Source organism: Alishewanella longhuensis (assembly GCF_014653435.1).
GTDB classification, from domain to species: Bacteria; Pseudomonadota; Gammaproteobacteria; order Enterobacterales; family Alteromonadaceae; genus Alishewanella; species Alishewanella longhuensis.
Window position 1 is genome coordinate 22,820 of the sequence record NZ_BNAO01000010.1, and the last position, 22,523, is coordinate 45,342.

Below are 22,523 nucleotides of genomic sequence, written 5' to 3' on the forward strand. Positions count from 1 at the left end.
AAACAAGGCAGTTACAAACTTTTCTTTGGAGGTAAAGCCACGTTAGCAAAAATAAGCCCCGCCACCAGCGACATCAGGATTAAAAAAGTTTGTTGCCCTACACCATCAGATACGACAAACTCCTGACCTGAAATCAGCGAATTCAGCCCTATATAAGTTTTACTACCTGGTACCAGAACAATTAAACCATGCATAGCGACAATAACGGCTGGCGCCTTCGCCAATCGGGTAAATAAATTACTATAAATACCAACTGCAAAAGCGCCTAAAAAAGCCCCTATGGTGTAATCAAATAAACTGGCACCGCTGGTACTCACACCATAGGCGATAAAGCCTGCAGCCAATGACCACAAAGTATATTTACCCCGGCTTTTAAATAACACAATCAACGAGCTCACCAGAATACCTACCGCTAGCCAGGCGAAATGCCGCGAAATTGCTTCAGGTTTGATAAAATCCACCACCCCAAACAAGGAGAAACCTATAGCAATCCCCAGAAAAGCGCCGAAGTAAAGCTTAAACAGCATCATTAACGCATCCATAATGCGAGCGTTACCTGATACCAAATGCCGTGCGGCCAATTCGGCAAAACCAATGGTCAGCGCCAAACCAGGAATAAATGAGATAATGGCCGAGAGTACAGCAAGGCGTATATTTATCCCCGGATCGATATAACGACTTATAGCACAAGCGGCTATCGCTGCGGCCAGAGCAACCAAAGGTTCCAACATATTAGCAATACGTGGCGAATACTGGGCCCACAACATAAACAGATAGACTAATAAAGATAATAACGCAGACCAGAGCACATCATTCCAGCTGGTCGCCATTAGCATGGCAAAAGCGCCCCCTGAAGCCATCATGGCTAAAGCCGTCGCAAATTTACCATAAGAACTCGGGCGAACATCTATAGCATCCAGCAGAGCATCAGCTTCATCCAGACTCACTTCACCTCGCAGTACTTGGTCTACCAGCTCGTCAGTTCGAGATAAAGCACCTAGGTCTAAATCACCAGGATTAACCCTGGCCGCATGGGTATATTCTTGTTCATGACCATCAGTCCAAATTACGAAGGTCATAGAGGTTGGGGAGATAATATAAGAGGCTTTTAAGCCCAGATGCGTTGTCAGTTCAGTTAAATGCGCTTCCAAGCGGTAGGCTGGAGTACCGTATTTGTGCAGCATTTTGCCCAGTTTCACAATAAACTTACGCTTCTGATTAAAATCGGTACTGTACACAAGAGGTATCCGTTAATTAGCTAACTTCTTTTATTGTAATGTAAAATTCGGCAGTGTTAACTTTTTCTTGTTAGCTATTTTATATCAGAGGGTGTTTTCATCACGAGACGAACTTTTAGCTACCTAATACCTGATTGCGAATTGAATCAAGGCTACAGTAAATCACATTTGGCTAGATAAATGCTCGGCGTTTGACAGAAAAAACGAAGCTCCGGTGATTTACTACCAGAGCTTCATTTAAAGGGGGACAATCCAGAGTGGCTAGCTGCTTAGCGCTTGTTGCAGTTTCTTCATAGCATTTTTCTCTAACTGACGAACTCGCTCCGCAGAGACTTGATACCGCTCTGCCAGCTCTTGCAATGTTAGCTTTTGGTTATCTAACCAACGAGCACGAACAATATCCTGGCTACGATCATCCAAGGTACGCATGGCGGCTTGCAGACGATCTACCGCTGCTGTATCCCACTGATCATCAGCAACCTGTTCAGCTAAATCAGAGGCTTTATCTTCCAGAAAATAAACTGGCGCAGTGTAAGCACTTTCTTCATCATCATCGGGCGCGTCGAATGGCATATCATAGTTGCTCATCCGCGATTCCATTTCACGTACTTCGTGTTCGGCTACGCCAAGCGATTCCGCCACGTTTTTCACTTCTTCCTGGTTAAACCAGCCCAAATGTTTTTTGGCTTTACGTAGGTTAAAGAATAATTTGCGTTGTGCTTTGGTCGTAGCGATTTTTACAATACGCCAGTTTTTCAGTACATATTCATGAATTTCGGCTTTGATCCAATGTACCGCGAACGACACTAAGCGCACGCCAACCGCTGGGTCAAAGCGCTTTACCGCCTTCATCAGGCCAATGTTGCCTTCCTGAATCAGGTCGCTAACCGGCAAACCGTAGCCAGAGTAGCTACGGGCAATATGCACAACGAAGCGCAAGTGCGACATAATTAACTGACGGGCAGCTTCTAAGTCACCATCTTGTTGTAAACGTTCTGCCAGATTACGCTCTTCCTCTGCAGTTAACATAGGAATGGTACTAACGGCATGGGTATAAGCTTCCAGACTACCGCTGGCTGCTACTGTAAGTGGCATATAAGCTGATTTTGTCATGGTGTTGCTCATCCTTTTTAAACTCAATGCGCCGATATTAGCACTCTTTGACTGAGAGTGCTAATAGTAGTTTCATGATCTTTAAGAACGGCTTGTTATAAGAAATAATATTTTAATAATTGTGGGATCTATGGACCTGCTGGCTCAATCGCCCGGATATGACGGCGTACTGACAAGTAAGATCCGACTACGCCCAGCAGCACTGCAAGCAAAATAATGCTTAAAAATTCTGTTAAATTCATGGCCTGAATTTGAAAATCACTTTGATATAAGTCAGTAATCTTACTGATAGCACCGCGTAGCCACCAAAGTAAGGCCTCGGACACCAAAAAGGCCAACAATCCGCCCAGCACACCGAACCAAAAGCCGGTATATAAGAAAGGCCGCTGAATAAAGGCATCGGTAGCACCTACCAGCTTCATTACTTCAATTTCTTCGCGTTTGCTGATGATAGATAGACGAATAGTATTACTGACAATAAACAGTACTGCGCTTAATAGTAACAAAGCAATAGCAAAAACAGCTTGTTGCAACAAGCCTACTATGGCTTCCAATCGGGTAAGCCATTCTAAATCCAGCTTAGCAAATTCAACTATACGCTCGTTGCTCAGTTGCTGCATTAACGCCCTGGCTGCGCTCGGATCGGTATTAACCGGTTGCACTACTAATACATCAGGCAAAGGATTATCAGTTAAATAGCTTAACGCGGCACCAAAACCCGATGCTTCCTGAAACTCTAGCATGGCTTGTTCTTTGCTTATATGCCGCACGCTGCTAATTTGCTTATCAGCATTGAGAATGGTGATTAAACTCTGTATTTGCTGGGCAGATGCAGTATCACGGATAAATAAGTTTATCTCAGCAGCCTTGGCAAAACTCCCACTTATTTGCTGGGCGTTTTTTACCAACAAATGCAAGGTGGCTGGTAAGGTTAAACTCAAACCCAATACCACTATCGTTAAAACTGAGGCAGTTGGGGTGCGCCACAACTCTCCAAGGCTGGCCAATGCCTGTCGAAAATGGTGCACGAAAAACATCAAAAAACGTCTTAGTGCACTAATACGGTTAGCTTTTGCGCCACTAGCGCGACCGCTAAACAGGACACTCATACCGGCTCCTGTAATGGCATTAAACCATCATTAATCATTTTGCCTTGCTTTAGGGTCAGAGTGCGATAGCGCATACGCGCGATTAAACCTAAATCGTGAGTGGCAACTAATACCGACACCCCAACCTGATTAAAAGCTTCAAACACCTGCATAATATCGCGTGATAATTCGGGATCAAGGTTACCTGTAGGTTCATCAGCTAATAACAACGGTGGTTTATTAACCACGGCTCTGGCAATTCCCACGCGTTGCTGCTCACCGCCGGATAACGTTTCTGGCAAGCACCGCTGTTTATCCAGCAACCCTACTTTATCTAAAGCTGCATGTACCCGTTTTACCATTTCTTTGCCGGTAAAACCCTCAATGACTAAGGGTAATGCCACATTATCAAAGACGGTATGGTTCATTAACAAGCGGTGATTCTGAAAAATAATGCCAACATCACGCCGCACATAGGGCACCTGGCTACGCTTTAACCGGCTCAAATCAATATTATTAATCATCACCCGGCCGGTACTGGGCCGTTCGATCATACTAATCAGTTTCAAAATTGTGCTTTTACCCGCCCCAGAATGCCCCGTAAGAAACACCATTTCGCCTTTGGCGATACGAAAATTGATACGTTCTAGCGCAACAAAGCCGCCTGGATAGGTTTTACTGACCTGATCAAACTGCAACATAGGGGTTAGTCCTTATTAAACAGCGCCCGGATAAAGTCTTTAGCTGCAAATTGGCGTAAATCGTCAATCGCCTCTCCCACCCCAATAAAACGAATAGGCACTTTAAATTGATCGGCAATAGCAAAAATCACCCCACCTTTAGCCGTGCCATCTAGCTTGGTTAAACTGATCCCCGTCAAGGGCACCGCTTCATTAAACAGCCTGGCCTGACTCAGCGCATTCTGACCGGTGCCGGCATCGAGGGTTAACATCACTTCATGTGGCGCTTTTACGTCTATTTTTTGTAGCACCCGCACAATTTTCTTCAGTTCTTCCATTAAATGGGCTTTATTTTGTAAGCGACCGGCGGTATCAGCAATTAAAATATCTACTTTGCGAGCTTTCGCTGCCTGGTAGGCATCAAATATCACTGAAGCACTATCTGCACCGGTATGCTGAGCAATGACCGGTATTTTATTGCGATCACCCCATACCTGCAGTTGCTCTACCGCTGCAGCCCGAAACGTATCGCCTGCGGCCAACATCACACTTTTACCCTGCTGCTTAAATTGTTGTGCCATTTTGCCAATAGTGGTGGTTTTGCCTACCCCATTTACCCCAACCATTAAAATGACAAAAGGACCGTCCTGGGCAACGGGTAACAAAGGCTGTTCTACATCGTGCAATAAGGTGGCCATATCTTGCTGTAGCTTATCAAACAGCAAATCAGCGTCTTTTAGCGCCTTACGATCGGCATGAGTGGTGAGTTGTTTAATCAGCTTCTGAGTGGTATCCATGCCAACATCAGCCAGCAATAACTGGGTTTCCAGTTCTTCATACAATTCATCATCAATCTTCTTCCCAACAAATAGCGATGCCAGTCCCGAACCCAGATTTTGGCTGGTTTTAGCTAACCCTTGCTTTAAACGGGCAAAAAAACCCGGCTTTTTGACTGGTTCTGGTGACGCAGCGACTAACCTAGGTTCAGCGGCTGTTAAAGGAGCAACTGCTGAAGTGGGTTCATTAGCTGTCACTGGTTCAGCAGCAATCTCGGCTATTCCGGCTTGCTGATCCACTGCCGTTGTGACCTGGCTAACGGGGATAGCTGCTGCGGCAGTAGCTGTGCTGTCAGAGGTATTGGTGTTTTGTTGCTCTAAGCTAGCCTGATTGTCGAGATTCGTTTCCTCTAACACCGGGTTACTTAACACAGGAGTTGCTGGTTTTGCTACCTCAGCATCAGCAACCACGCTTACAGTAGGCAATGGCGCATCGGTGCTTAGTGTCGCTGGGTTACTGTCTGCAACCTTTTCTATGACCTGCTGGTCTGTTGAACCGGACTCAGCACTTTTAACATCAGTGTCTGTTTCAGGAGCTGGTTGTTCAGTGTTTTTTTTGCCAAAGCCAAGCCAGGAGAAGAGTTTATTTTGTTTTGTCATATGCTTTTGTGTCAGAGTCGGAAAACTAGGATAAAATTAGCCTTATACTAACACCTTTATGATGCAGGCAAAAAGCAATAGATGAAACAACCGAAAAGCCGCTCGTCCAGCCACGCCCAACCAGGCTTTGTTAGAATTATTAGTGGTAAATGGCGAGGCAAACGCCTGCCCGTTGCCGACGCACTCGGGCTTAGACCTACCACAGATCGGGTAAAAGAAACCTTATTTAACTGGTTAATGCACGACACAGCCCAAAGCACGGTACTAGATTGTTTTGCCGGTAGTGGCAGCTTAGGTATCGAAGCGCTGTCGCGTTATGCTGCATTTGTTACGATGGTAGAAAAAGCGCCAGCTTTGGCAAAGCAGCTACAGCAGCACTTACAACAATTAAAAGCGGACAACGCTGAGGTACTTAATAAGGATTGTTTAAGTTTTTTGCAACAACCAGCCAAGCGACAATATAGTTTGGTGCTAATAGATCCACCATTTCGACAGGCGCTGGCTCTGCCCTGCTGTCAGGCATTAGAGCAAAATGGTTGGCTAACCGACAATGCCCTAATTTATCTGGAAACTGAAAAGGAACTCGCCCTAACCAGTATGCCCGCTAACTGGCAGTTACTGAAAGAAAATATTGCCGGTCAATTGGCTTATCGTTTGTGGTTACGGCAGTAGCCAAGCACTTTAACGTACTTGGCATTATCGGTGTTCGCTATTCTGGCTGTGCCAGGGTAGCAGGGGTTGCCGCGACATGAAGCGGTAACTCCATCGCCAGATTGGTTAAGCCTTGCTCTTTTACCCAGGCTTTTAATTGCTGCATTTGCTCACGCCCCACCGGATGCATTGGCCGTACCAGTTCGATTAACTCAGCCAAACATTCCATTTCGTAATGCATTAGCGGATGATCCCGCACAATCTTTTTAAGTTCAGCTTCTGTGGTGACATCGATATCTTCGGCTTCATATTCGATTAAGCGCGCGACTGTAGCTTGCGAGATCTTGGCAACATTAACAAATTCAGCCGGATCTTGCTGGCAAATGCCGTTTAACATCATATCTAAAGCAGTAGCGCAGTCGACAGCCGGATAGACACCAAACATATCAAATTGGCTAACTTCAGGTGTTACCAGTTCCAATTCTTCTGCCAAACGTTCAAAGTTAATTTTTACTTTCTTAACAGTAAGCCATTCCCAACACAAATCCAGGATATTGCGCAGCAGCTTACTATCACCAAATTGGCTGACTTCGGCAAACAATTGGTAATTGGGTAACATACGTTCCATGAGCGTTGCGGCTATCGCAGCTTGTTGATGTAAACTTAATTCACGCATCAATTGAAAGTTGTTGGCTTTTTGCTTCATAAAGATCCTGCTAATTTTTAGCTCAGTGGGTGTAATGCTGGCATGTTTGATATATTTAACCACAGTTAAGTAAAAGCACACATCACTTTCCAGTAAAGCAGGTGTATTATACTCATAGTGTTTTAATAAAGCTGCTGCAGTCCAAATAGGTGCAGGGAACTTTCAAAGCAATTTATAAGTCTAACTCGTTAATTTAAATGCTTTACTGGCTGATCCTTTACAATAGTGCAGCAGTAAAAACCACAAACCGTGTGTTATCAAGGCAGGTGTTTATGAAAGAGCCATTATTGTTTCGTGTTTGCCGAAATCTACTCATTTTGAGCTGTGCCTTTTGGTTAGCCGCCTGTGCCAGCGGTCCCAAAGTACGCTCCGACCTAGCCCCCGACGCTAATCTGGCTAATTACCAAACCTTCGGTTTTATGCAGCAACTCGCCACCGATCGCAGTGGTTATACTTCACTGGTAACTCAGCATTTAAAAGCAGCAGTGACTGCTGAAATGACTGCGCGTGGCTATCGTTACAGCGATCAAGATCCTCAACTACTGGTAAATTTTAATTCTAACGTTGAACAACGGGCAGATATTCGGACCACCACCACGGCGGCAACACCTTATTACGGGTATTACCATTATCGCCGCGGTTTTTATAGCCCTTTCCCCTACTATCAACAGGAGATTGAAACGGTTCGCTACAAAGTAGGTACCGTCAATATTGATGTGATAGACGCCGCTCGGAAACAATTGGTTTGGGAAGGTATCGCTGAGGGAGTATTAAATAAACAGGATATAGAACAACCTCGCGAAGCGATGGCTCGGGTGGTTAATCAGATTTTTGTGCAATATCCGGTTGCGCGCCGACTCTAGTCGGCACCATTTTCCAACAATCACTTAGCTGATGCGGCTAGAGCGGATTGACCTTTATTTTTGCCTCTGCCGCAAGTTCTGCTACCTGCATTTTTAATGCCTCGCAGTTAGCTTGCGGTTCAAGCTGCTGAATGGAAAGGGTTAGATCAGCCACCTTAATACCAAATTTATGCATACTGGTGCGATTAATCAGGTTTTGTTTGTCTACCAAGTATAACCAGTCTTTCACGGTAACATCTAACGTCGAACCATCATACGGAATGCGCAGCACATACTGCCAGTAAAGTGCATTACCCGCTAATTGACCTTGAGCATTTCCCACTACATCGTCGGCAGTACCTGTTATCTTACCATCTGCAAACTGCTGTAAACGCCAATGACGCTGTTCTATTCTGCCATCGCTAAAGTAAAACACCTCGTAAAGATTACCTTTATCTCCCGACCATTCACCGCAGAGATCTGCAGTAAAGCGTAAAGTCTGCCGGCCACGCCAGTCTTGCAGCACGCCATAGGCTTTACCTGAACCAGCAAAAAACTCTTTTAACGATAACACCGGTGTCTCAGCTTTATAGTCTTGCACCGACTGGCTACATCCTGCCACCAAGCCTAAAATGGCTAAACCTAAAATCCGCATAGTTTCTCTCCTGTATTTCGCCATACTTACGCCGTGAATCTACATCTGGCTCACTATCGCCGTAATGCAAATGATATGGCAAACTAACGGCATTTATTTTGTCATGGCTGAGAACAGAGTATGCAACACAAAGCAAATGAGCCATTCAACGAATTGATAGCACAGTTTTACCTCCATGGCTGGGTTTGGGTGCCTAATTTTCTACCTATAGCATTGAATCAGGCATTATTAGCTGATCTTAAGCGACAAACCTTACAGCAAGCGGGGGTGGGTAGACAGCAAGCGCATCTGTTAAATGCGCAAATAAGGCGCGATAAAACAGCCTGGTTAGACGGTACTAGTCAGCCTCAGCAAGATTATCTGGCAATAATGACTCAACTACAGCAAGTCTTTAACCAACGATTTTTTATGGGGTTATTCGACTTTGAGTGTCACTATGCCCGTTATGCCGAGGGGGATTTTTATCAAAAACATCTGGATGCGTTTAAAGGCCGCTCTAACCGGGTGCTCACAACAGTAAGCTACTTAAATAATGTGGAGCAAGGCGGTGAACTGCAGCTTTTTGATGCAGAGGATAGATTACTAAGCACCATAACACCTACTGCTACTGGCTTATTGTTATTTGAAAGCGAACGTTTTCCGCATCAGGTGTTACCTGCGATTGACGAGCGTTATAGTATTGCTGGCTGGTTCCGCCGCAACAACAGCTTAAATGGTATGGTAGACCCAGGGACTTAGCACAGTAAACAGCAACACCTCCTAATCTAAAAGCGTTAACTGTGCTCCTGCTGCCAAGTTGTTGGCAGCAAACCAACCTCTGGGCATTTCCAGCGCAGCAATAACTGCGATTTCAGAGGAAACTGCAGTTTCATCAAAGGGTTCAAGCTGACGAATATGATGAATACGCCAATAACTATCAATAAAAGCCACATCAAGAGGCATGCTGGTATTACGCATCCACAAACTGATATGTTGCGGCTGTTGGTACATTAACAACATCCCAGGGTCTGCTTGCTGCTGAAACATCAACCCTTTAGCCCGCAGCTCCGGTGTCGCAGCTAATTGTACCAGCACTGTTAGATGATTAAGCTGCAATTTAGCCAGAGGAAAAGATTGTGTTTCCGTTACTGCTGCGCAGCTTGTCAATAGCAATATTACTGCCAATAACCATACTTTCATCAAGACCATCCCAGGCTTACAAAAAGCCCTAAAAAAATAATCAAACCAACATAATGGTTATGCAAGAACGCTTGAAAGGCACCTTGTCGGCTTTGCTTTGCCAAATAATGTTGATAAACAAAAGCAGGCACGGCTAATCCAAGCCCCAAATAAAATGGCCAGGCCATTAACGCCATTGTGCCAATCCAAACTAGCAAACCTAAGAACAACAACTGCAACAGAGCGATAATAGGTTGCGCATAAGCGCCGAATAAAATTGCAGTAGATTTAATACCTACCTGCAGATCATCTGGCCGGTCTACTAAAGCATAAAAGGTATCATATGCGACGGTCCAACATAAATTAGCCAAATAAAGCAACCAGGCATAAAAAGGCACTTCGCCCTGAATTGCCATAAAAGCCATAGGGATCCCCCAACTATAAGCTGCGCCCAACACGACCTGGGGTAAATGCGTATAGCGCTTCATAAAGGGATAACTACTTGCCAGCAGCACTGCCACTAGCGCCAGCAGGCGCGTTTGATTATTGAGGAAGACTAGTAAGATAGCGGCACAGGCTAGTAGTAGGCTAAAAAGCTGCAGCGCCTCCTGTGCTGAGACCGCCCCCGTTGCCAGAGGGCGATTTTTTGTACGCTCCACCTTACCATCTACTTTGCGATCGGCAAAGTCGTTAATTACACAGCCTGCGGCACGCATTAAGACGACACCTAAACTAAAAATAAGCCAAACACTGGCCTCAGGGATCCCTTCGGCAGCGAGCCATAACGCCCACCAGGTAGGCCACAGCAACAAGTAAATACCAATGGGTTTATCCATTCGCATAAGTTGCCAATAGCTAGCTTTACGCTGCCAACTTAACTGCCAATGCATAATTGCTGTACTCCTGGCAAAAATACCTCTGCAACGAGCAGAGGTTGCCCAGCAACCGTAAATACCGAGCGGCGGGCCCAATAGTCAGCGGCGGCAATCGGATAGTCGGTGGTAAGCAGTGACAATTGGGCTACCTCTATCGGGCTGCGCACTACGTCGGCAAACTGAAACAATAATTCCCCCAAAGGTTGCTCGCCCAGCAAGGCAAATTGCTGTAAGTGTTGTAGACTTTGGGCCGGTAACCAGCTCTGTGCATAAACTGCCGGCTGATGATTACACCACATCAACACTTCACGCCGGATACAGTCACCCGTCGGCTCAGGAAAACAAGGCTGCAAAAATGCAGGTAACGCCATTTTGCTCTCACCCAGCAACTGTAAGCGAAAAGTACTACTGTGTGCTTTCAAGCGCGCAGTTAAAGAAGCTGATTCAAGTAACCAGGGACTTAACGCCACAGGTAAATTGCTTAAGCTGGCGAGTTGCCAGCGTGCGTCTAAAGATAAAACAGCGGTCATTATTTTTACTAAATTACCGGTAAAAAAGTTACCGCATCATAGCAAGAGCACAGATAATTTTCAGCTGTAATTAGGGCATGCTAGGTAATTATAGTAACTACTGATACTATTAGCATATCAACGATAATCTTTGGCAATAGGATTCAACATCGTGAAACTTCTCAAGCTGATGCTAGCTACCATTTTGCTGTTAGGCTGCGCCGTCATACCTGTTAAAGCACAAAAGCAAGCGCCTACCGAAGTCGTTTATTATGGTTTTGATCCGGATATTGTGACCAATTATGTGGCAGATAACCGACGAACACTGGGCTATGTTAGAGTGTCAGTAGAGCTTATGCTGCCAAGTAGAGATTTACTCAGAACCATTGAGTATCATGAACCTATTATTCTCGATACTATTATCGGTATCTTAAGTAAACAGCCCGAGCAAAAAATTAAATCGCTGACCGGGCGAGAAGAAGTACGGCAACAAATTCTGGAACAATTACAGCTTATTTTAAAACGTGAAACCGGCCAAACAATGATTCAGGATGTGCTTTTCACTAAGTATTTATACCAGTAACACTCTCATGTGGGTCTGACACCTTTGCTAAGCCAGGCCCATCCCAAACCACATAGCAAACCACCCAAGTGGGCCCAGTTTGCCATATTCACCCAAAGCACATCCATAAAACCCAGCGCCAACCACAAGACCATAAAAGCAGCTAAACCATTAGTCACCGGATAAAATTGTGTGCCTTTAAGTTTGTCATATAACCAGCAGTAACCAAAAAGCGCATAGACGACCCCAGATAAACCGCCAAAATTCGGCCCGGCCAGTGCGAGCTGTAAACCATTAGAGATTACCGCACTACTCAGTGCCAGCTGCAGCAAGTTAGCACTGTTAGTCTGCTGTTCTATTTTATGCCCTAATAATACCCACCAGCATAGATTAAAGACTAAATGTGTTAGTGAAAAATGAAGTACTATTGGCGTAAGCCAGCGCCAAAACTGCGCCGGTTGCGTTAATTGCAACGCGGCGTTGGCCCCAGCAAAGTCGAGTTGTTGCCACAGATAAACCGCTATGGTGAGCAGTAAGAGTATGCTAGTTAATGGCGCCCGCCACAAAACAGCAAATGGCACACTGCCGCTAGCTACCGACGTAGTAACTATATTACTCTGCTGCCAAGCTGCAGCCTGATAGCGCGGATGCGCAGGATCTTGTAAAAACTGCTCCAGTAAAGTTTGCAACTGTGGTATCTGCTCGGCCGGGGCGAGCAAAGCACTCGCCTGCCCATGCTGCTCAACAAGAACTTGCAGCCCCTGAGTTTTACAGTAGTCGGCAAATAATAATGCGGCTTTTGCCGATTGAAACTCGACAAATTTATGCATCATGATCGCTATTGTTGGCACTTAAATAAGGCTCTTGACCACGCCAACTCTCAAAACCACCATCCATACTGAATACTCGCTCATATCCTTGTTCTGCCAAATATTGAGCAGCCCCCTGACTCGAATTGCCGTGATAGCAAACCACCACCACGGGCTGGCCAAAATCATGCTCGCGCATAAACTGGCCGATGCTGGTATTAGTTAAATGGAAAGCCCCAGCCATATGCCCTTGCACAAAGCTCTGCTCATCACGGATATCGGCGATAACAGCGTTATCCTGAATAAGTTGTTTTGCCTGGGCTATTGAAATACGCTGAAAGTCGCTCATATGCTCTCCCGAATCAAATAAGGTTTAAAACAAGTGACTTCAAGATACGCGTTTCAATGCCGTGGTGCGAGGCTCAAATTCTTATTTTGAAGTTACTCAGGTATATAATACCCCAGCACAGAGCAAATATCAGCAGCCCTTTAAAACAAAGCGCTAGACACAAGATTAAAATATCGTTAACAATATACGCAACATTATGTTGGAGCCTATTATGACCCTACTTATTATTTTAACGCTAATCGCCGTGGCTGTGTTCTATATCATCAGCATCTTTAACCAGTTAGTGAAACTGAAGAATCGTTTTCAAAATGCCTTTGCGCAAATAGAAGTACAACTAAAGCGGCGCTATGACTTAATTCCCAATTTAGTTGAAACAGCGAAAGCCTACATGCAGCATGAGCGGGAAACCTTAGAAGCCGTCATTAGTGCACGTAATGCCGCTATTGCTGGCTTAAAAGTCGCCGCCAATAACCCGGGCGATGCTAGCGCTATTGGTCAGTTAGCTTCGGCTGAAGGAGCACTGCAGGGCGCTATGAGCCGTTTTAGTATGGTGATGGAAGCCTACCCTGATTTAAAAGCTAATCAGAATATGATGCAGTTAACCGAAGAGCTAACCAGCACTGAAAACCGAATTGCCTTCGCTCGTCAGGCATTTAACGATGCAGTAACCGACTATAATAGCTATAAGCAAAGCTTCCCTCCGATGTTTTTTGCAGCAAGTTTTGGTCATGCTCAAGATGCCAAATTACTGGAATTCGCCGACAGCGCACAAATTCAACAGGTACCCAAGGTTAGCTTTTAAACAATGGCCACTAATTTTTTTCAGCAACAAGACCTGGCCAGACGTAATACCAAAATTTTGATCCTGTTATTTATGCTAGCCGTGCTTGCATTGATTGTGCTCACTAACTTGTTAGTGATGCTAAGTTTTGGCTTTTTTCAGGAGCAGCAAGGGCTGCAGCTGCCGTGGGAAGTCATTACTATCATCAGCTTAGTGGTCATTACGGTTGTCGGTCTGGCTATTATGGCGAAATGGCACCAGCTGAAACTCGGAGGGCGCAGCATTGCAGAAGCTTTGGGCGGCGAACGCATTGCTCCTGATAGCCAGGACCCGCTCAAACGACGCTTGCTTAATGTGGTAGAGGAAATGGCGTTAGCGGCTAATTTACCGGTGCCGCCAGTTTACTGGTTACCCGAGCAGGGTATTAATGCTTTTGCGGCCGGTTATAGTCCGGCAGATGCGGTTATAGGTGTAACTCAGGGTTGTATCGAACAGTTGAGTCGCGATGAACTGCAAGGTGTCGTGGCTCATGAGTTTAGTCATATTTTAAATGGCGACATGCGGATGAATATTCGCCTAATTGCTATTTTAAACGGTATTTTATTTATCGGTCATATTGGCTATTACTTGCTACGTGCTGGCAGAGGCCCCCGAATTGCCCTATCAAGCCGCAAGCGCAATGATGGTGCGGCGGGTATCATGTTACTCGGTTTGGGCTTAGTGGTAATAGGTTATCTTGGTTCTTTTTTCGGTAATTTAATCAAGGCAGCCGTTAGCCGCCAGCGTGAGTATCTAGCTGATGCTTCCGCCGTGCAATTTAGCAGGAACCCACGCGGTATTGCTGGTGCCTTAAAGCGTATTGGCGGTTATAAAGCAGGCTCTCGCGTCCGTCACGCTAATGCGGATGAGGTCAGTCATTTGTTTTTTGGGGAAGCAATCAGCCGCTGGGCAGCCATCTTTGCTACTCATCCACCATTGGAGAAACGCATTCGCCGTGTGGATCCCAGTTGGAACGGCCGCTTTCTCAGCCCCAATACCGAACAAAAAATTAGCCCGGCACAAAGCCAAGAACAGCCGGAAGAAAAACGCCGAAAAGCCATGCTAGCGGCAATCCCCATGCTGCTAACACAAAGCAGTCATCAACCCATACCAGCAAAAGCCATTGTATGTGCGATGTTATTAAAAAACGCCTTTACTCCTGCAAATGATACTCAGGGCTTCACCAGTCAACTTCAGCTTATTAAAGCTTACGGCGGCGCTTCACTACTGAACGAAGTTGATCAGTTAACGGATGCAGTACAGCGTTTGCCATTGCCTCAACAAGTACAATTACTGCAGATGTCGGTACCTGCTTTAAAGCAATTATCCGCCGAAGATTTTCAGCAATTTAATAAATTACTGCAGCAGTTAGCCAGCTCGCCAATGGATTTGCGGCAATGGCTTTGTCTAAGTTTTATCGAGCATGTTGTTGCCAGTCAGTTTGATACAAAACAGCTTATTCGCCATGTTCATCAACAAAAACTAGCCGATCTGTTACCACTGTTGTTACCTCTGCTCAGCGCAGTGGCGGATTGTGCAGGAGACGCTAGTGCAAAACACAATGCTTGGCAGGCAGCTATACAGAAGCTTGGGCTACCAGCCAGTCACGCTAAACCGGAAGTACAATTTAGCGAGTTAAATCAAGCAATATTGCCACTATTACACACATCGCCGGCCAACAAAGAGCAAATATGGCAAGCCATTCTGGCGGCGGTAAAAGCGGATCAACAATTTAGTACAGCCGAGCAAGGATTAATTAATTTACTGGCTTTACTACTTGAAATGCCCGTGCCCCATACAGATGAGTTCGAAGGTTAAGGTGGGATGATTGCAGACTGTCATTAACCAGCGCGCTGTCGGCTATAAAGTCCCTAGGCAAAAAAACGATGAGTTGTTTGCAGAGAATGTCAGACAGGGCTTTAGCCGCAGCGCAGCCTCAGGTAGAATAGCGCTTTGTTTTTACCTTGGGAATTAAGCCATGTCTGATAATCAATTATTCTTGTTGTACGATACGTCGTTCGACGAAATGGATGCAGAAGGCTGCCCAGGATTTGGCTATGTGCTGCTTTTCTCGGCAGAAGACGCTGAGCAATTTGAACCGGGTGAGAACCCTAACTGTGCTGCTGTGTCCATGTTATTTACTGACCATGCAGACGGCAGCATAAGCGGTGATCTTTTAGGTTGGGCCCACCTGGATGCTGATATTTTTCAGCAATACCCGTTAGGTCAGTTTCTGACATTAATGGAACAAGCTGCACAAGTTGCCATTAATGCATATCGGCAAGTAGGTCAGGTACCGGATAAACTGGTTGCCGTTAGCTTACCCGATGATGAGTTATTGCAGTTTGATGTGCAATTTAATGATTTACAGCTTACCGAACAACAAACTGAGCAACAACTTGCCCAGCAATTGATGTTAGGCCGGCCATACCTAGATTCATAACGAATCAAACTAACCTGAGCACGGAGTAGGCAAGATGGTCAAAGCGATTAATATGGCCCTGATAGAGCATGCTTTACAAGGCTTTACTATTCCGCCACAGCCCCAGGTTTTGCGGCATATCCAACAGCAATTAAGTGCGGCTGAACCTGACTTAAATCGTATCGCGGCGTTGATCGCCCTTGATATCGGTACCGCCGGTTTTACGCTAAAAGTGGTTAACTCCGCCTTTTTTGGCTTGCGCACTAAAATTACCTCGGTAGAGCAAGCATGTCGTTATTTAGGGTTAAACCGGGTCGTGTCGCTTGCCCGCAGCGTATTGCTGCGTTTTGCTTTGGAAGATGGCCGTCAGGACGCTTTTAGCCAAAGACTCTGGAATAACGCTTTGCATACTGCCAATTTGGCAATGGCGCTGGCCAAGCAGCTTAACTTTAACCAGCAATTTCAGGATGACTGTTATTCATTAGGCCTATTCCGCAATGCCGGTATGGCGCTGATTAGCCAGCAAAGCAACCAGTACCCGGCTATTATGCAGCGCGGCTTGATGGAGAATTTTAGCTCCAGTGCCATTGAAGAACAGTTTTTTCAAACTAGCCATGAGGTTTTAGGGTATCTGGTGGCAGAGTCTTGGGGCCTTACCGATACTCTATGTAATGTGGTTGCTTATCATCATAGCCCTACCCTGTTATTGGCGACCGATAATATAGACGAGCATCAACGCTTTGCCGTATTAAAAATAGCGGAGTATTTAAGTGGCGAAAGTCGGCAATTATTCGGCATCAATGTCGATCCAGAGTGGCAAAACCAGCAAACGGCTATCTTGGAAGTGTTGGAGTTAGAACCCTTGCAACTGCCAGAGTTGGCCGAGCTGATGCACCGGCAGGACTTACAAACGATTTACAGCGTATAACTCGCCGATGATACCTCTACACAAAATGCGCCTTCACTTTGGTCACTCACTATGGCACATAAGAAAGTAACGCTACCGGAAAAAACCTGTCCGGTATGCGGCCTTAACTTTAGTTGGCGCAAAAAATGGCAACTAAACTGGCATGAAGTGCGTTATTGCTCTGAGCGTTGCCGCCGCAACCGCAACAACGTAAAAGAGCAACATTAAATGCAAATTGTGCTAGCCCCAATGGAGGGCGTGGTGGATCATTTAATGCGCGAGATGCTAACGCAAATTGGCGGTTATGACCTTTGTATCACCGAGTTTATCCGGGTTGTCGATCAAAAACTGCCTGCCAGGGTCTTTACCCGGCTTTGCCCCGAACTGTTACAAGGCGGCAAAACTCGCGCGGGTACACCAGTACGTGTGCAATTGCTTGGCCAGGAACCGCATTGGTTAGCTGAAAATGCCGCCCGGGCGGTAGAATTAGGCTCACCCGGTGTCGACTTAAACTTTGGTTGCCCTGCCAAAGCCGTAAATAAAAGCCGCGGTGGTGCAGTATTGCTCAAAGAAACTGAAACCTTATATCAAATTGTCAAAACCGTACGCGAAGCCGTACCGAGCAATTTTCCGGTTAGCGCAAAAATTCGCCTAGGTTATGAAGATACCAGCCTGGCCATTGCCAACGCCGCAGCTATCGCTGAAGCTGGTGCCAGTAGTTTAGCGATTCATGCCCGCACAAAAAGCGATGGTTATCGGCCGCCGGCCTATTGGCCCTGGATTGCAAAAATCAAACAGCAGGTAACTATCCCCATTATTGCCAATGGCGAAATCTGGAATGCCGAGCAAGCGTTGCTTTGTCAGCAGCAAAGTGATTGTACCGATATTATGCTAGGTCGCGGCGCACTGGCGATGCCTAATCTGGCACAGCATATCCGTCAGGGTAAACCGCCTTTGCCCTGGCTGGCTGTGTTAGAGCTGCTGATGCGTTATTCTGAATTTGAAATAGCAGGCGATAAAGGCAAATATTATGCAAACCGGGTAAAGCAATGGTTTAGCTACCTAAAATTACAATACCCGGAAGCACAAAGTTTATTTAGCCAGCTCAGGTTACTCACCAAGAGCCGAGATATACTGACACTATTACAACAGCAATTGCCCAGCAAACCTTAAACAATTCAACCTTAATGGGAGCCATTTATGCGTAAAGGTAGCCTGATTTGTGTCGGGACCGGTATTATGCTTGGCGCCCATCTTGACCCGTTAAGCCGTAACTATATTCTGCAAGCCGATGTGGTGTTTGTACTGGTGGCAGATCTGCTAACAGAGCGATGGCTGGCAGAAATGCATACGGATACCCGATCGTTACAGCCCTATTATCAGCAAGGCAGCTCGCGACAGCAGAGTTATCAGCTAATGGTGGCGGCTATGCTGGCAGAAGTAACCGCCGGCAAAAAAGTGGTTGGCGCATTTTATGGCCATCCGGGGGTATTTGCCTGGGTGCCGCATGAAGCGGTGCGTCAGGCGCGTCAATTAGGTTATTTTAGCAAAATGCTGCCAGGTATTTCAGCCGAAGATTGCCTATATGCTGACCTTGGCATCGATCCGGGCAGTTTTGGTTGCCAGCACTATGAAAGCAGCCAGTTTATGTTTTTTCAGCGCACTATCGATACCGCCGCCTACTTAATGTTATGGCAATTGGGTGTCGCTGGCGATCGTAGTTTAGCCCGTTTTAACACCCCGGCCAGCTACCGCCAACTTTTGGTCGATTACCTTCAGCAGTTTTATCCTAAAACCCATCACATCACGCTGTACGAAGCGGCCAGCCTGCCAACCGAACAACCGCGTATCGACATTTTACCACTAAACGTACTGGCTAGTGCAAAAGTGGCTGGCAAAACGACTTTAGTGATCCCGCCAGCCAGTAAGCCCATCCCCAACACCGAATTACTGGCCAAGCTTGCTGCGCTAGATACAGCAACCGATGCAGCCAGCTAGCGCAGTTTTAACGCTCACGCCCGTTACGGTTGCTGCAGAGCCAATTTTTATCGCACTGTTTAGCTGTCCACAGGTTATGCAGCATATTCAACCACCACTAAGTGGGAAGGAGGCGGCTTTACGCTTGCAGCAGATCTTGCAGCAAACTCAAGGCCCGGCTTATTTTCTGGTACAACACCGCCCCAGCCAACAAGCCATTGGGCTGGCAATGCTGTATAAAATTCCCGGCCAGGCCGAGGCAGAACTTGGCCGCATGCTATTACCCAACTGGCAAAAGTTGGGGTTGGGTACTTACCTCAGCCAGTTGTTGATAGAAACAGCCAAGCAAGATAGCAGCTTACAACGCGTAACCAAGCGCATTCATCATGCTAATGCAGCAGCTATTGTTTCTGCCCAAAAATTAGGCTTTGTACAGCAACAAACATTAGCTGACGGCTTGCTCTGTTTTACACTTGATCTGTACGCTACAGCTTAAAGGCACCACTATGCGCTGTGTGCTGCTGCACTCTTGTCCATGCTTTATGCTAATTTTTTGTTTTTTCTTAGCTGGGCGAGATATTAGCGTCAATAGCGCTTGCTGCTTGTGATAAAACTGCCTACATTAGACGTAACTATTCAAAGGTAATATCTATGCAAAAGCTCACCGAAAATTTAGTCTCGCTAGCACTACAACCTCGTTGGGATGATACCGTATCTAAAATGGCAGCTGAAATTCAACAAGCGTTAACTGAAAACGAGCAGGCGCTGCTAAAAGAGAAAATTATTTGTTTTGTTATTAGTCCCGCACCGGAAGAACCGAAGCAGCCAGAACAACCAGAACCAGAAGAACCGGAGAAACAAGATCCTAAAGAGGATCTGCCGCCTAAATCTGTCAAACTAGCGGGGTAACTATAAACATAATGAAGTTGCTTCTGCTGGTGAGAATTATTGTTGTGCTCTTCGGATTACATTTATCTTCGCTTGAAGCGAGTAATATGTCGGAAAGACTGAATGAGCTTGATGAGATACGCTTAAAAGACCGCCATGGTTTTAGCCAGCAGGTTAGTCTGCTAAAAAACTCAGTTTCCACCACAACACTCACGAATGATCAATTGGCTCACTTATCACTATTATATGCATGGGATAAGGTGTTATCAGGAGACTTTAATCAAGCACTTAGTATACTTGAAGAAGCTGCTGGGCCAGATAACAAACAATTGTTACTTCGCATACAAGGTTTGAAAGTTAATATCCACATCCTAAGCTATCGTTATACTGAAGCTTTTATCGGTATAGAGCAGCTTTTAAAAGCGCTCCCCTCGCTAACAAATGAGCTAACTTATTACCAAGTGATTGGGCAAGTCATTTTGCTCTTTAACAATATTGAGCGTTATGACTTAGCACAGCAATTAATTGAACAAGGGTTAAAAATTAGTCAGGCTAGCGATATCCGCTGCCGTCTGCAAGCCCTCGGCTTACAAGGAATATACAAAACTTCTGATTTCCAACACTATGATGCGAGCTTCACAGACGTAAACTCATTATGCGAGCAGGCTGAAGAAACAATTTTTAACTTGCTGGTGATTCGCAATCATATGTTCTACCTACTGGAACAACAGCAATATCCCCCGGTACTACGGCTGTATACCGACTATATTTCACAAGTTTTGAATACTAACTACCCTATTTTAAACGCAGGCTTTCAGGCAGCAGCAGCAGAGGCACTGTTAAAACAAGGTGATCTAGTCGCAGCGGATAAGCTGGCAAGAGCCGCAGAACAAAGCTTACCCACAGATCGGCATGATCCCGCCGTGTTGGCCTCTTACCGGGTGCTCTACTTATTGGCGCAGGCTGAAGGCAATTTTAACAACCTGCTATTTTACGGTGAGAAACGGCGGGAAACGGAACTGGCTATTGCCAAAGAGAAAGCATCACAACAGTTGGCATACCAACTTGCCACGGGTGAGTCTCGCCTGAAAGAACAGCGTATTCAATTATTAGACAAAGATAACGAACTACTGACGCTAGAGCGAAACCTATACCAACAGCAGGCTGAGAATCGTTATCTCTTTTTAATAATCATAAGCGGTTTTACATTACTGTTAGCAGTACTATCCTACCGAGGTTTAACCCGCAGTCAGCGCTTTCGCCGGCTAGCTGAGTTTGATCAGTTAACCGGTATTAGTAATCGCCATCATTTCTACCAACAAGCCAATATCGCCGCAAAATATTGTGAACAAAATCAGCGGCCATTGTCGGTTGTGGTGTTCGATTTAGATTACTTTAAAAAGATTAATGACACCTACGGCCATGCTATGGGCGACTGGGCGTTACAGCAAGTGGTTGCTTGTTGCCGCAACTTTATGCGTAACAGCGATATTTTTGGCCGGGTTGGCGGTGAGGAGTTTGCGATAGTCTTGCCCGACTGTACTGCGGATAAAGCTGAAATGCTGGCTGAAATATGTCGGGATGCGATAGCAGCTATTGATACCAGCCACTTTAGCAGCCCCTTTACGTTGACCGCCAGTTTTGGGGTAAGCGAAGCGGCGCATGATGGTTATGATATCAGCGCTTTACTGGACTCTGCCGATAAAGCGCTCTACAAAGCGAAGGATAATGGCCGTAATCAAGTCTGGTGTAGCAATTAGGCTATATCATGCTGTGATGGATAGAAAGTAAGTGGCCGCTTATGACCAGTTCAGGATAACCTTACCAGACTGTCCTGAGCACATAATCTCAAAACCTTCCTGAAAGTTTTCCATCGGCATTTCATGAGTGATAATAGGCGTTAAATCTAAACCGGATTGAATTAAACTGGCCATTTTATACCAGGTTTCAAACATTTCCCGGCCGTAGATGCCTTTAATCACCAGGCCTTTGAAAATCACCTTATTCCAGTCGATCGCCATAGTGCCTGGTGGAATACCTAACATGGCAATTTTGCCGCCATGGTTCATGGTATCCAGCATGCTATTAAAGGCTGCCGGTACGCCCGACATTTCCAGACCTACGTCAAAGCCTTCGGTCATCCCCAGCTCTTGCATCACGTCTTTTAAGTTCTGCTTGCTCACATCTACCGCCCGGGTCGCGCCCATTTTCAGCGCTAAATCTAAACGGTATGGGTTAACGTCAGTGACCACCACATGACGGGCGCCGACATGCCGGGCTACCGCTGCCGCCATAATACCAATAGGGCCAGCGCCAGTAATCAGCACATCTTCACCGACTAAGTCAAACGACAGCGCTGTGTGTACTGCATTGCCGAAAGGATCAAAGATAGCCGCGATATTATCCGGGATATTATCCGCCAGTTTAAAGGCATTATAAGCCGGGATCACCAAATACTCAGCGAAGGAGCCAGTACGGTTTACGCCCACCCCAATAGTGTTGCGGCATAAATGCACCCGACCCGCGCGGCAGTTACGGCAATAACCACAGGTAATATGGCCTTCGCCAGAAACACGATCGCCAATGCTAAAACCACGCACCTCCGAACCCATCCCCTCAATAACGCCGACGTATTCATGGCCCACCACCATGCCATGCGGAATAGTGTTTTGTGCCCACTCATCCCACTTGTAAATATGCACGTCAGTACCACAAATAGCGGTTTTTTTAATTTTGATCAGGATATCGTTCGGCCCTACTTGCGGTTTCTCTACCTCGGTTTGCCAAATACCCGGTTCTGCTTTTAATTTTGCTAATGCTTTCATTGTTTACGCCCCG

At 46.0% G+C, this 22,523-nt stretch carries 27 protein-coding genes; 14 read left to right on the forward strand and 13 right to left on the reverse strand.

The features are described 5' to 3' along the window. Positions 1–11: 11 nt before the first annotated feature. From IE163_RS15735 to ftsY, 5 genes are all read right to left on the reverse strand, one after another. Positions 12–1,238 carry a threonine/serine exporter family protein gene (locus IE163_RS15735; protein WP_189433954.1) on the reverse strand — a complete coding sequence of 409 codons (1,227 nt, stop codon included), beginning with the start codon at positions 1,236–1,238 and terminating at the stop codon, positions 12–14. A gap of 261 nt (positions 1,239–1,499) precedes the next feature. Then, on the reverse strand, positions 1,500–2,351 hold the full coding sequence (rpoH, locus tag IE163_RS15740) for an RNA polymerase sigma factor RpoH (protein WP_189433955.1): 852 nt from the start codon (positions 2,349–2,351) through the stop codon (positions 1,500–1,502). Between the two features lie 128 nt (positions 2,352–2,479). Beyond that, positions 2,480–3,460: a permease-like cell division protein FtsX gene (gene ftsX / locus IE163_RS15745; RefSeq protein ID WP_189433956.1), complete on the reverse strand. Its 981-nt coding sequence runs from the start codon at positions 3,458–3,460 to the stop codon at positions 2,480–2,482. After that, complete coding sequence (gene ftsE / locus IE163_RS15750; RefSeq protein WP_189433957.1) at positions 3,457–4,140, reverse strand: cell division ATP-binding protein FtsE; 684 nt, start codon at positions 4,138–4,140, stop codon at positions 3,457–3,459. The genes ftsX and ftsE overlap by 4 nt, the downstream gene beginning before the upstream one ends. Before the next feature lie 5 nt (positions 4,141–4,145). Beyond that, entirely contained in the window at positions 4,146–5,555 is a 1,410-nt protein-coding gene (ftsY, locus tag IE163_RS15755; RefSeq protein ID WP_189433958.1) for a signal recognition particle-docking protein FtsY, read from the reverse strand. Positions 5,556–5,636: 81 nt separating this feature from the next. Between ftsY and rsmD the strand changes: the two genes are divergently transcribed. Next, positions 5,637–6,227 (forward strand): 16S rRNA (guanine(966)-N(2))-methyltransferase RsmD, encoded by a 591-nt coding sequence (gene rsmD, locus IE163_RS15760; protein ID WP_189433959.1) that lies wholly within the window; start codon positions 5,637–5,639, stop codon positions 6,225–6,227. A 37-nt stretch (positions 6,228–6,264) separates the two neighbouring features. Here rsmD and IE163_RS15765 read toward each other — a convergent pair whose 3' ends face one another. Beyond that, a complete protein-coding gene (locus IE163_RS15765; protein WP_189433960.1) occupies positions 6,265–6,912 on the reverse strand; it encodes a YjaG family protein in 648 nt (215 codons plus the stop codon). Positions 6,913–7,184: 272 nt separating this feature from the next. On the opposite strand from IE163_RS15765, the gene IE163_RS15770 reads away from it, so the two are divergent. Then, positions 7,185–7,775 (forward strand): DUF4136 domain-containing protein, encoded by a 591-nt coding sequence (locus IE163_RS15770; protein ID WP_189433961.1) that lies wholly within the window; start codon positions 7,185–7,187, stop codon positions 7,773–7,775. Between the two features lie 37 nt (positions 7,776–7,812). Here the strand turns inward: IE163_RS15770 and IE163_RS15775 are convergent, their stop codons facing one another. After that, positions 7,813–8,409: a DUF3833 domain-containing protein gene (locus tag IE163_RS15775; protein WP_189433962.1), complete on the reverse strand. Its 597-nt coding sequence runs from the start codon at positions 8,407–8,409 to the stop codon at positions 7,813–7,815. A 120-nt stretch (positions 8,410–8,529) separates the two neighbouring features. Here IE163_RS15775 and IE163_RS15780 point away from each other — a divergent pair, with 120 nt between their 5' ends. Continuing rightward, positions 8,530–9,147, forward strand: a complete 618-nt coding sequence (locus IE163_RS15780) for a 2OG-Fe(II) oxygenase (RefSeq protein ID WP_189433963.1) — start codon at positions 8,530–8,532, stop codon at positions 9,145–9,147. Between the two features lie 21 nt (positions 9,148–9,168). Here the strand turns inward: IE163_RS15780 and IE163_RS15785 are convergent, their stop codons facing one another. Genes IE163_RS15785 through IE163_RS15795 form a run of 3 tightly spaced genes read right to left on the reverse strand, consistent with a single transcriptional unit; the run spans position 9,169 to position 10,972 of the window. Beyond that, complete coding sequence (locus tag IE163_RS15785; RefSeq protein WP_189433964.1) at positions 9,169–9,588, reverse strand: DUF192 domain-containing protein; 420 nt, start codon at positions 9,586–9,588, stop codon at positions 9,169–9,171. Beyond that, the gene (gene ubiA / locus IE163_RS15790; protein WP_189433965.1) at positions 9,588–10,457 is read right to left on the reverse strand and encodes a 4-hydroxybenzoate octaprenyltransferase; all 870 of its coding nucleotides are present in this window, start codon (positions 10,455–10,457) and stop codon (positions 9,588–9,590) included. Before ubiA ends, IE163_RS15785 begins: the two co-directional genes overlap by 1 nt. Then, positions 10,442–10,972 carry a chorismate--pyruvate lyase family protein gene (locus IE163_RS15795; RefSeq protein WP_189433966.1) on the reverse strand — a complete coding sequence of 177 codons (531 nt, stop codon included), beginning with the start codon at positions 10,970–10,972 and terminating at the stop codon, positions 10,442–10,444. Before IE163_RS15795 ends, ubiA begins: the two co-directional genes overlap by 16 nt. 151 nt (positions 10,973–11,123) lie before the next feature. Here IE163_RS15795 and IE163_RS15800 point away from each other — a divergent pair, with 151 nt between their 5' ends. Further along, on the forward strand, positions 11,124–11,534 hold the full coding sequence (locus tag IE163_RS15800) for a flagellar basal body-associated FliL family protein (RefSeq protein WP_229833606.1): 411 nt from the start codon (positions 11,124–11,126) through the stop codon (positions 11,532–11,534). Positions 11,535–11,539: 5 nt separating this feature from the next. Here the strand turns inward: IE163_RS15800 and glpG are convergent, their stop codons facing one another. Beyond that, positions 11,540–12,346, reverse strand: a complete 807-nt coding sequence (gene glpG / locus IE163_RS15805) for a rhomboid family intramembrane serine protease GlpG (RefSeq protein WP_189433967.1) — start codon at positions 12,344–12,346, stop codon at positions 11,540–11,542. Further along, positions 12,336–12,671 carry a thiosulfate sulfurtransferase GlpE gene (gene glpE, locus IE163_RS15810; RefSeq protein WP_189433968.1) on the reverse strand — a complete coding sequence of 112 codons (336 nt, stop codon included), beginning with the start codon at positions 12,669–12,671 and terminating at the stop codon, positions 12,336–12,338. The genes glpG and glpE overlap by 11 nt, the downstream gene beginning before the upstream one ends. A 211-nt stretch (positions 12,672–12,882) precedes the next feature. On the opposite strand from glpE, the gene IE163_RS15815 reads away from it, so the two are divergent. From IE163_RS15815 to IE163_RS17860, 10 genes are all read left to right on the forward strand, one after another. Continuing rightward, complete coding sequence (locus IE163_RS15815; protein WP_189433969.1) at positions 12,883–13,473, forward strand: LemA family protein; 591 nt, start codon at positions 12,883–12,885, stop codon at positions 13,471–13,473. 3 nt (positions 13,474–13,476) lie between these two features. Continuing rightward, positions 13,477–15,309 carry a M48 family metallopeptidase gene (locus tag IE163_RS15820; protein WP_189433970.1) on the forward strand — a complete coding sequence of 611 codons (1,833 nt, stop codon included), beginning with the start codon at positions 13,477–13,479 and terminating at the stop codon, positions 15,307–15,309. 160 nt (positions 15,310–15,469) lie between these two features. Further along, a complete protein-coding gene (locus IE163_RS15825; RefSeq protein ID WP_189433971.1) occupies positions 15,470–15,934 on the forward strand; it encodes a hypothetical protein in 465 nt (154 codons plus the stop codon). 34 nt (positions 15,935–15,968) lie between these two features. Beyond that, positions 15,969–16,841 carry an HDOD domain-containing protein gene (locus IE163_RS15830; protein WP_189433972.1) on the forward strand — a complete coding sequence of 291 codons (873 nt, stop codon included), beginning with the start codon at positions 15,969–15,971 and terminating at the stop codon, positions 16,839–16,841. A gap of 51 nt (positions 16,842–16,892) precedes the next feature. Continuing rightward, positions 16,893–17,048, forward strand: coding sequence for a DUF2256 domain-containing protein (locus IE163_RS15835; protein ID WP_189433973.1), 156 nt, complete (start codon positions 16,893–16,895; stop codon positions 17,046–17,048). Continuing rightward, entirely contained in the window at positions 17,049–17,993 is a 945-nt protein-coding gene (locus IE163_RS15840; protein ID WP_189433974.1) for a tRNA-dihydrouridine synthase, read from the forward strand. A 27-nt stretch (positions 17,994–18,020) separates the two neighbouring features. Then, positions 18,021–18,818, forward strand: a complete 798-nt coding sequence (locus IE163_RS15845) for an SAM-dependent methyltransferase (protein WP_189433975.1) — start codon at positions 18,021–18,023, stop codon at positions 18,816–18,818. After that, positions 18,805–19,293, forward strand: coding sequence for a GNAT family N-acetyltransferase (locus IE163_RS15850; protein ID WP_189433976.1), 489 nt, complete (start codon positions 18,805–18,807; stop codon positions 19,291–19,293). The genes IE163_RS15845 and IE163_RS15850 overlap by 14 nt, the downstream gene beginning before the upstream one ends. Before the next feature lie 155 nt (positions 19,294–19,448). Continuing rightward, a complete protein-coding gene (locus IE163_RS15855; RefSeq protein ID WP_189433977.1) occupies positions 19,449–19,706 on the forward strand; it encodes a hypothetical protein in 258 nt (85 codons plus the stop codon). Between the two features lie 86 nt (positions 19,707–19,792). After that, positions 19,793–21,445, forward strand: coding sequence for a GGDEF domain-containing protein (locus tag IE163_RS17860; protein ID WP_229833607.1), 1,653 nt, complete (start codon positions 19,793–19,795; stop codon positions 21,443–21,445). Between the two features lie 39 nt (positions 21,446–21,484). Here the strand turns inward: IE163_RS17860 and tdh are convergent, their stop codons facing one another. After that, positions 21,485–22,510 (reverse strand): L-threonine 3-dehydrogenase, encoded by a 1,026-nt coding sequence (tdh, locus tag IE163_RS15865; RefSeq protein WP_189433978.1) that lies wholly within the window; start codon positions 22,508–22,510, stop codon positions 21,485–21,487. Between the last annotated feature and the right edge of the window lie 13 nt (positions 22,511–22,523).

Bases quoted from the DNA above. Each gene is read 5' to 3' on its own strand.
- rpoH (WP_189433955.1), bottom strand. From the start codon at position 2,351: ATGACAAAATCAGCTTATATGCCACTTACAGTAGCAGCCAGCGGTAGT.
- ftsX (WP_189433956.1), bottom strand. From the start codon at position 3,460: ATGAGTGTCCTGTTTAGCGGTCGCGCTAGTGGCGCAAAAGCTAACCGT.
- ftsE (WP_189433957.1), bottom strand. From the start codon at position 4,140: ATGTTGCAGTTTGATCAGGTCAGTAAAACCTATCCAGGCGGCTTTGTT.
- ftsY (WP_189433958.1), bottom strand. From the start codon at position 5,555: ATGACAAAACAAAATAAACTCTTCTCCTGGCTTGGCTTTGGCAAAAAA.
- rsmD (WP_189433959.1), top strand. From the start codon at position 5,637: ATGAAACAACCGAAAAGCCGCTCGTCCAGCCACGCCCAACCAGGCTTT.
- IE163_RS15765 (WP_189433960.1), bottom strand. From the start codon at position 6,912: ATGAAGCAAAAAGCCAACAACTTTCAATTGATGCGTGAATTAAGTTTA.
- IE163_RS15770 (WP_189433961.1), top strand. From the start codon at position 7,185: ATGAAAGAGCCATTATTGTTTCGTGTTTGCCGAAATCTACTCATTTTG.
- IE163_RS15775 (WP_189433962.1), bottom strand. From the start codon at position 8,409: ATGCGGATTTTAGGTTTAGCCATTTTAGGCTTGGTGGCAGGATGTAGC.
- IE163_RS15780 (WP_189433963.1), top strand. From the start codon at position 8,530: ATGCAACACAAAGCAAATGAGCCATTCAACGAATTGATAGCACAGTTT.
- IE163_RS15785 (WP_189433964.1), bottom strand. From the start codon at position 9,588: ATGAAAGTATGGTTATTGGCAGTAATATTGCTATTGACAAGCTGCGCA.
- ubiA (WP_189433965.1), bottom strand. From the start codon at position 10,457: ATGCATTGGCAGTTAAGTTGGCAGCGTAAAGCTAGCTATTGGCAACTT.
- IE163_RS15795 (WP_189433966.1), bottom strand. From the start codon at position 10,972: ATGACCGCTGTTTTATCTTTAGACGCACGCTGGCAACTCGCCAGCTTA.
- glpG (WP_189433967.1), bottom strand. From the start codon at position 12,346: ATGATGCATAAATTTGTCGAGTTTCAATCGGCAAAAGCCGCATTATTA.
- glpE (WP_189433968.1), bottom strand. From the start codon at position 12,671: ATGAGCGACTTTCAGCGTATTTCAATAGCCCAGGCAAAACAACTTATT.
- IE163_RS15815 (WP_189433969.1), top strand. From the start codon at position 12,883: ATGACCCTACTTATTATTTTAACGCTAATCGCCGTGGCTGTGTTCTAT.
- IE163_RS15820 (WP_189433970.1), top strand. From the start codon at position 13,477: ATGGCCACTAATTTTTTTCAGCAACAAGACCTGGCCAGACGTAATACC.
- IE163_RS15825 (WP_189433971.1), top strand. From the start codon at position 15,470: ATGTCTGATAATCAATTATTCTTGTTGTACGATACGTCGTTCGACGAA.
- IE163_RS15830 (WP_189433972.1), top strand. From the start codon at position 15,969: ATGGTCAAAGCGATTAATATGGCCCTGATAGAGCATGCTTTACAAGGC.
- IE163_RS15835 (WP_189433973.1), top strand. From the start codon at position 16,893: ATGGCACATAAGAAAGTAACGCTACCGGAAAAAACCTGTCCGGTATGC.
- IE163_RS15840 (WP_189433974.1), top strand. From the start codon at position 17,049: ATGCAAATTGTGCTAGCCCCAATGGAGGGCGTGGTGGATCATTTAATG.
- IE163_RS15845 (WP_189433975.1), top strand. From the start codon at position 18,021: ATGCGTAAAGGTAGCCTGATTTGTGTCGGGACCGGTATTATGCTTGGC.
- IE163_RS15850 (WP_189433976.1), top strand. From the start codon at position 18,805: ATGCAGCCAGCTAGCGCAGTTTTAACGCTCACGCCCGTTACGGTTGCT.
- IE163_RS15855 (WP_189433977.1), top strand. From the start codon at position 19,449: ATGCAAAAGCTCACCGAAAATTTAGTCTCGCTAGCACTACAACCTCGT.
- IE163_RS17860 (WP_229833607.1), top strand. From the start codon at position 19,793: ATGTCGGAAAGACTGAATGAGCTTGATGAGATACGCTTAAAAGACCGC.
- tdh (WP_189433978.1), bottom strand. From the start codon at position 22,510: ATGAAAGCATTAGCAAAATTAAAAGCAGAACCGGGTATTTGGCAAACC.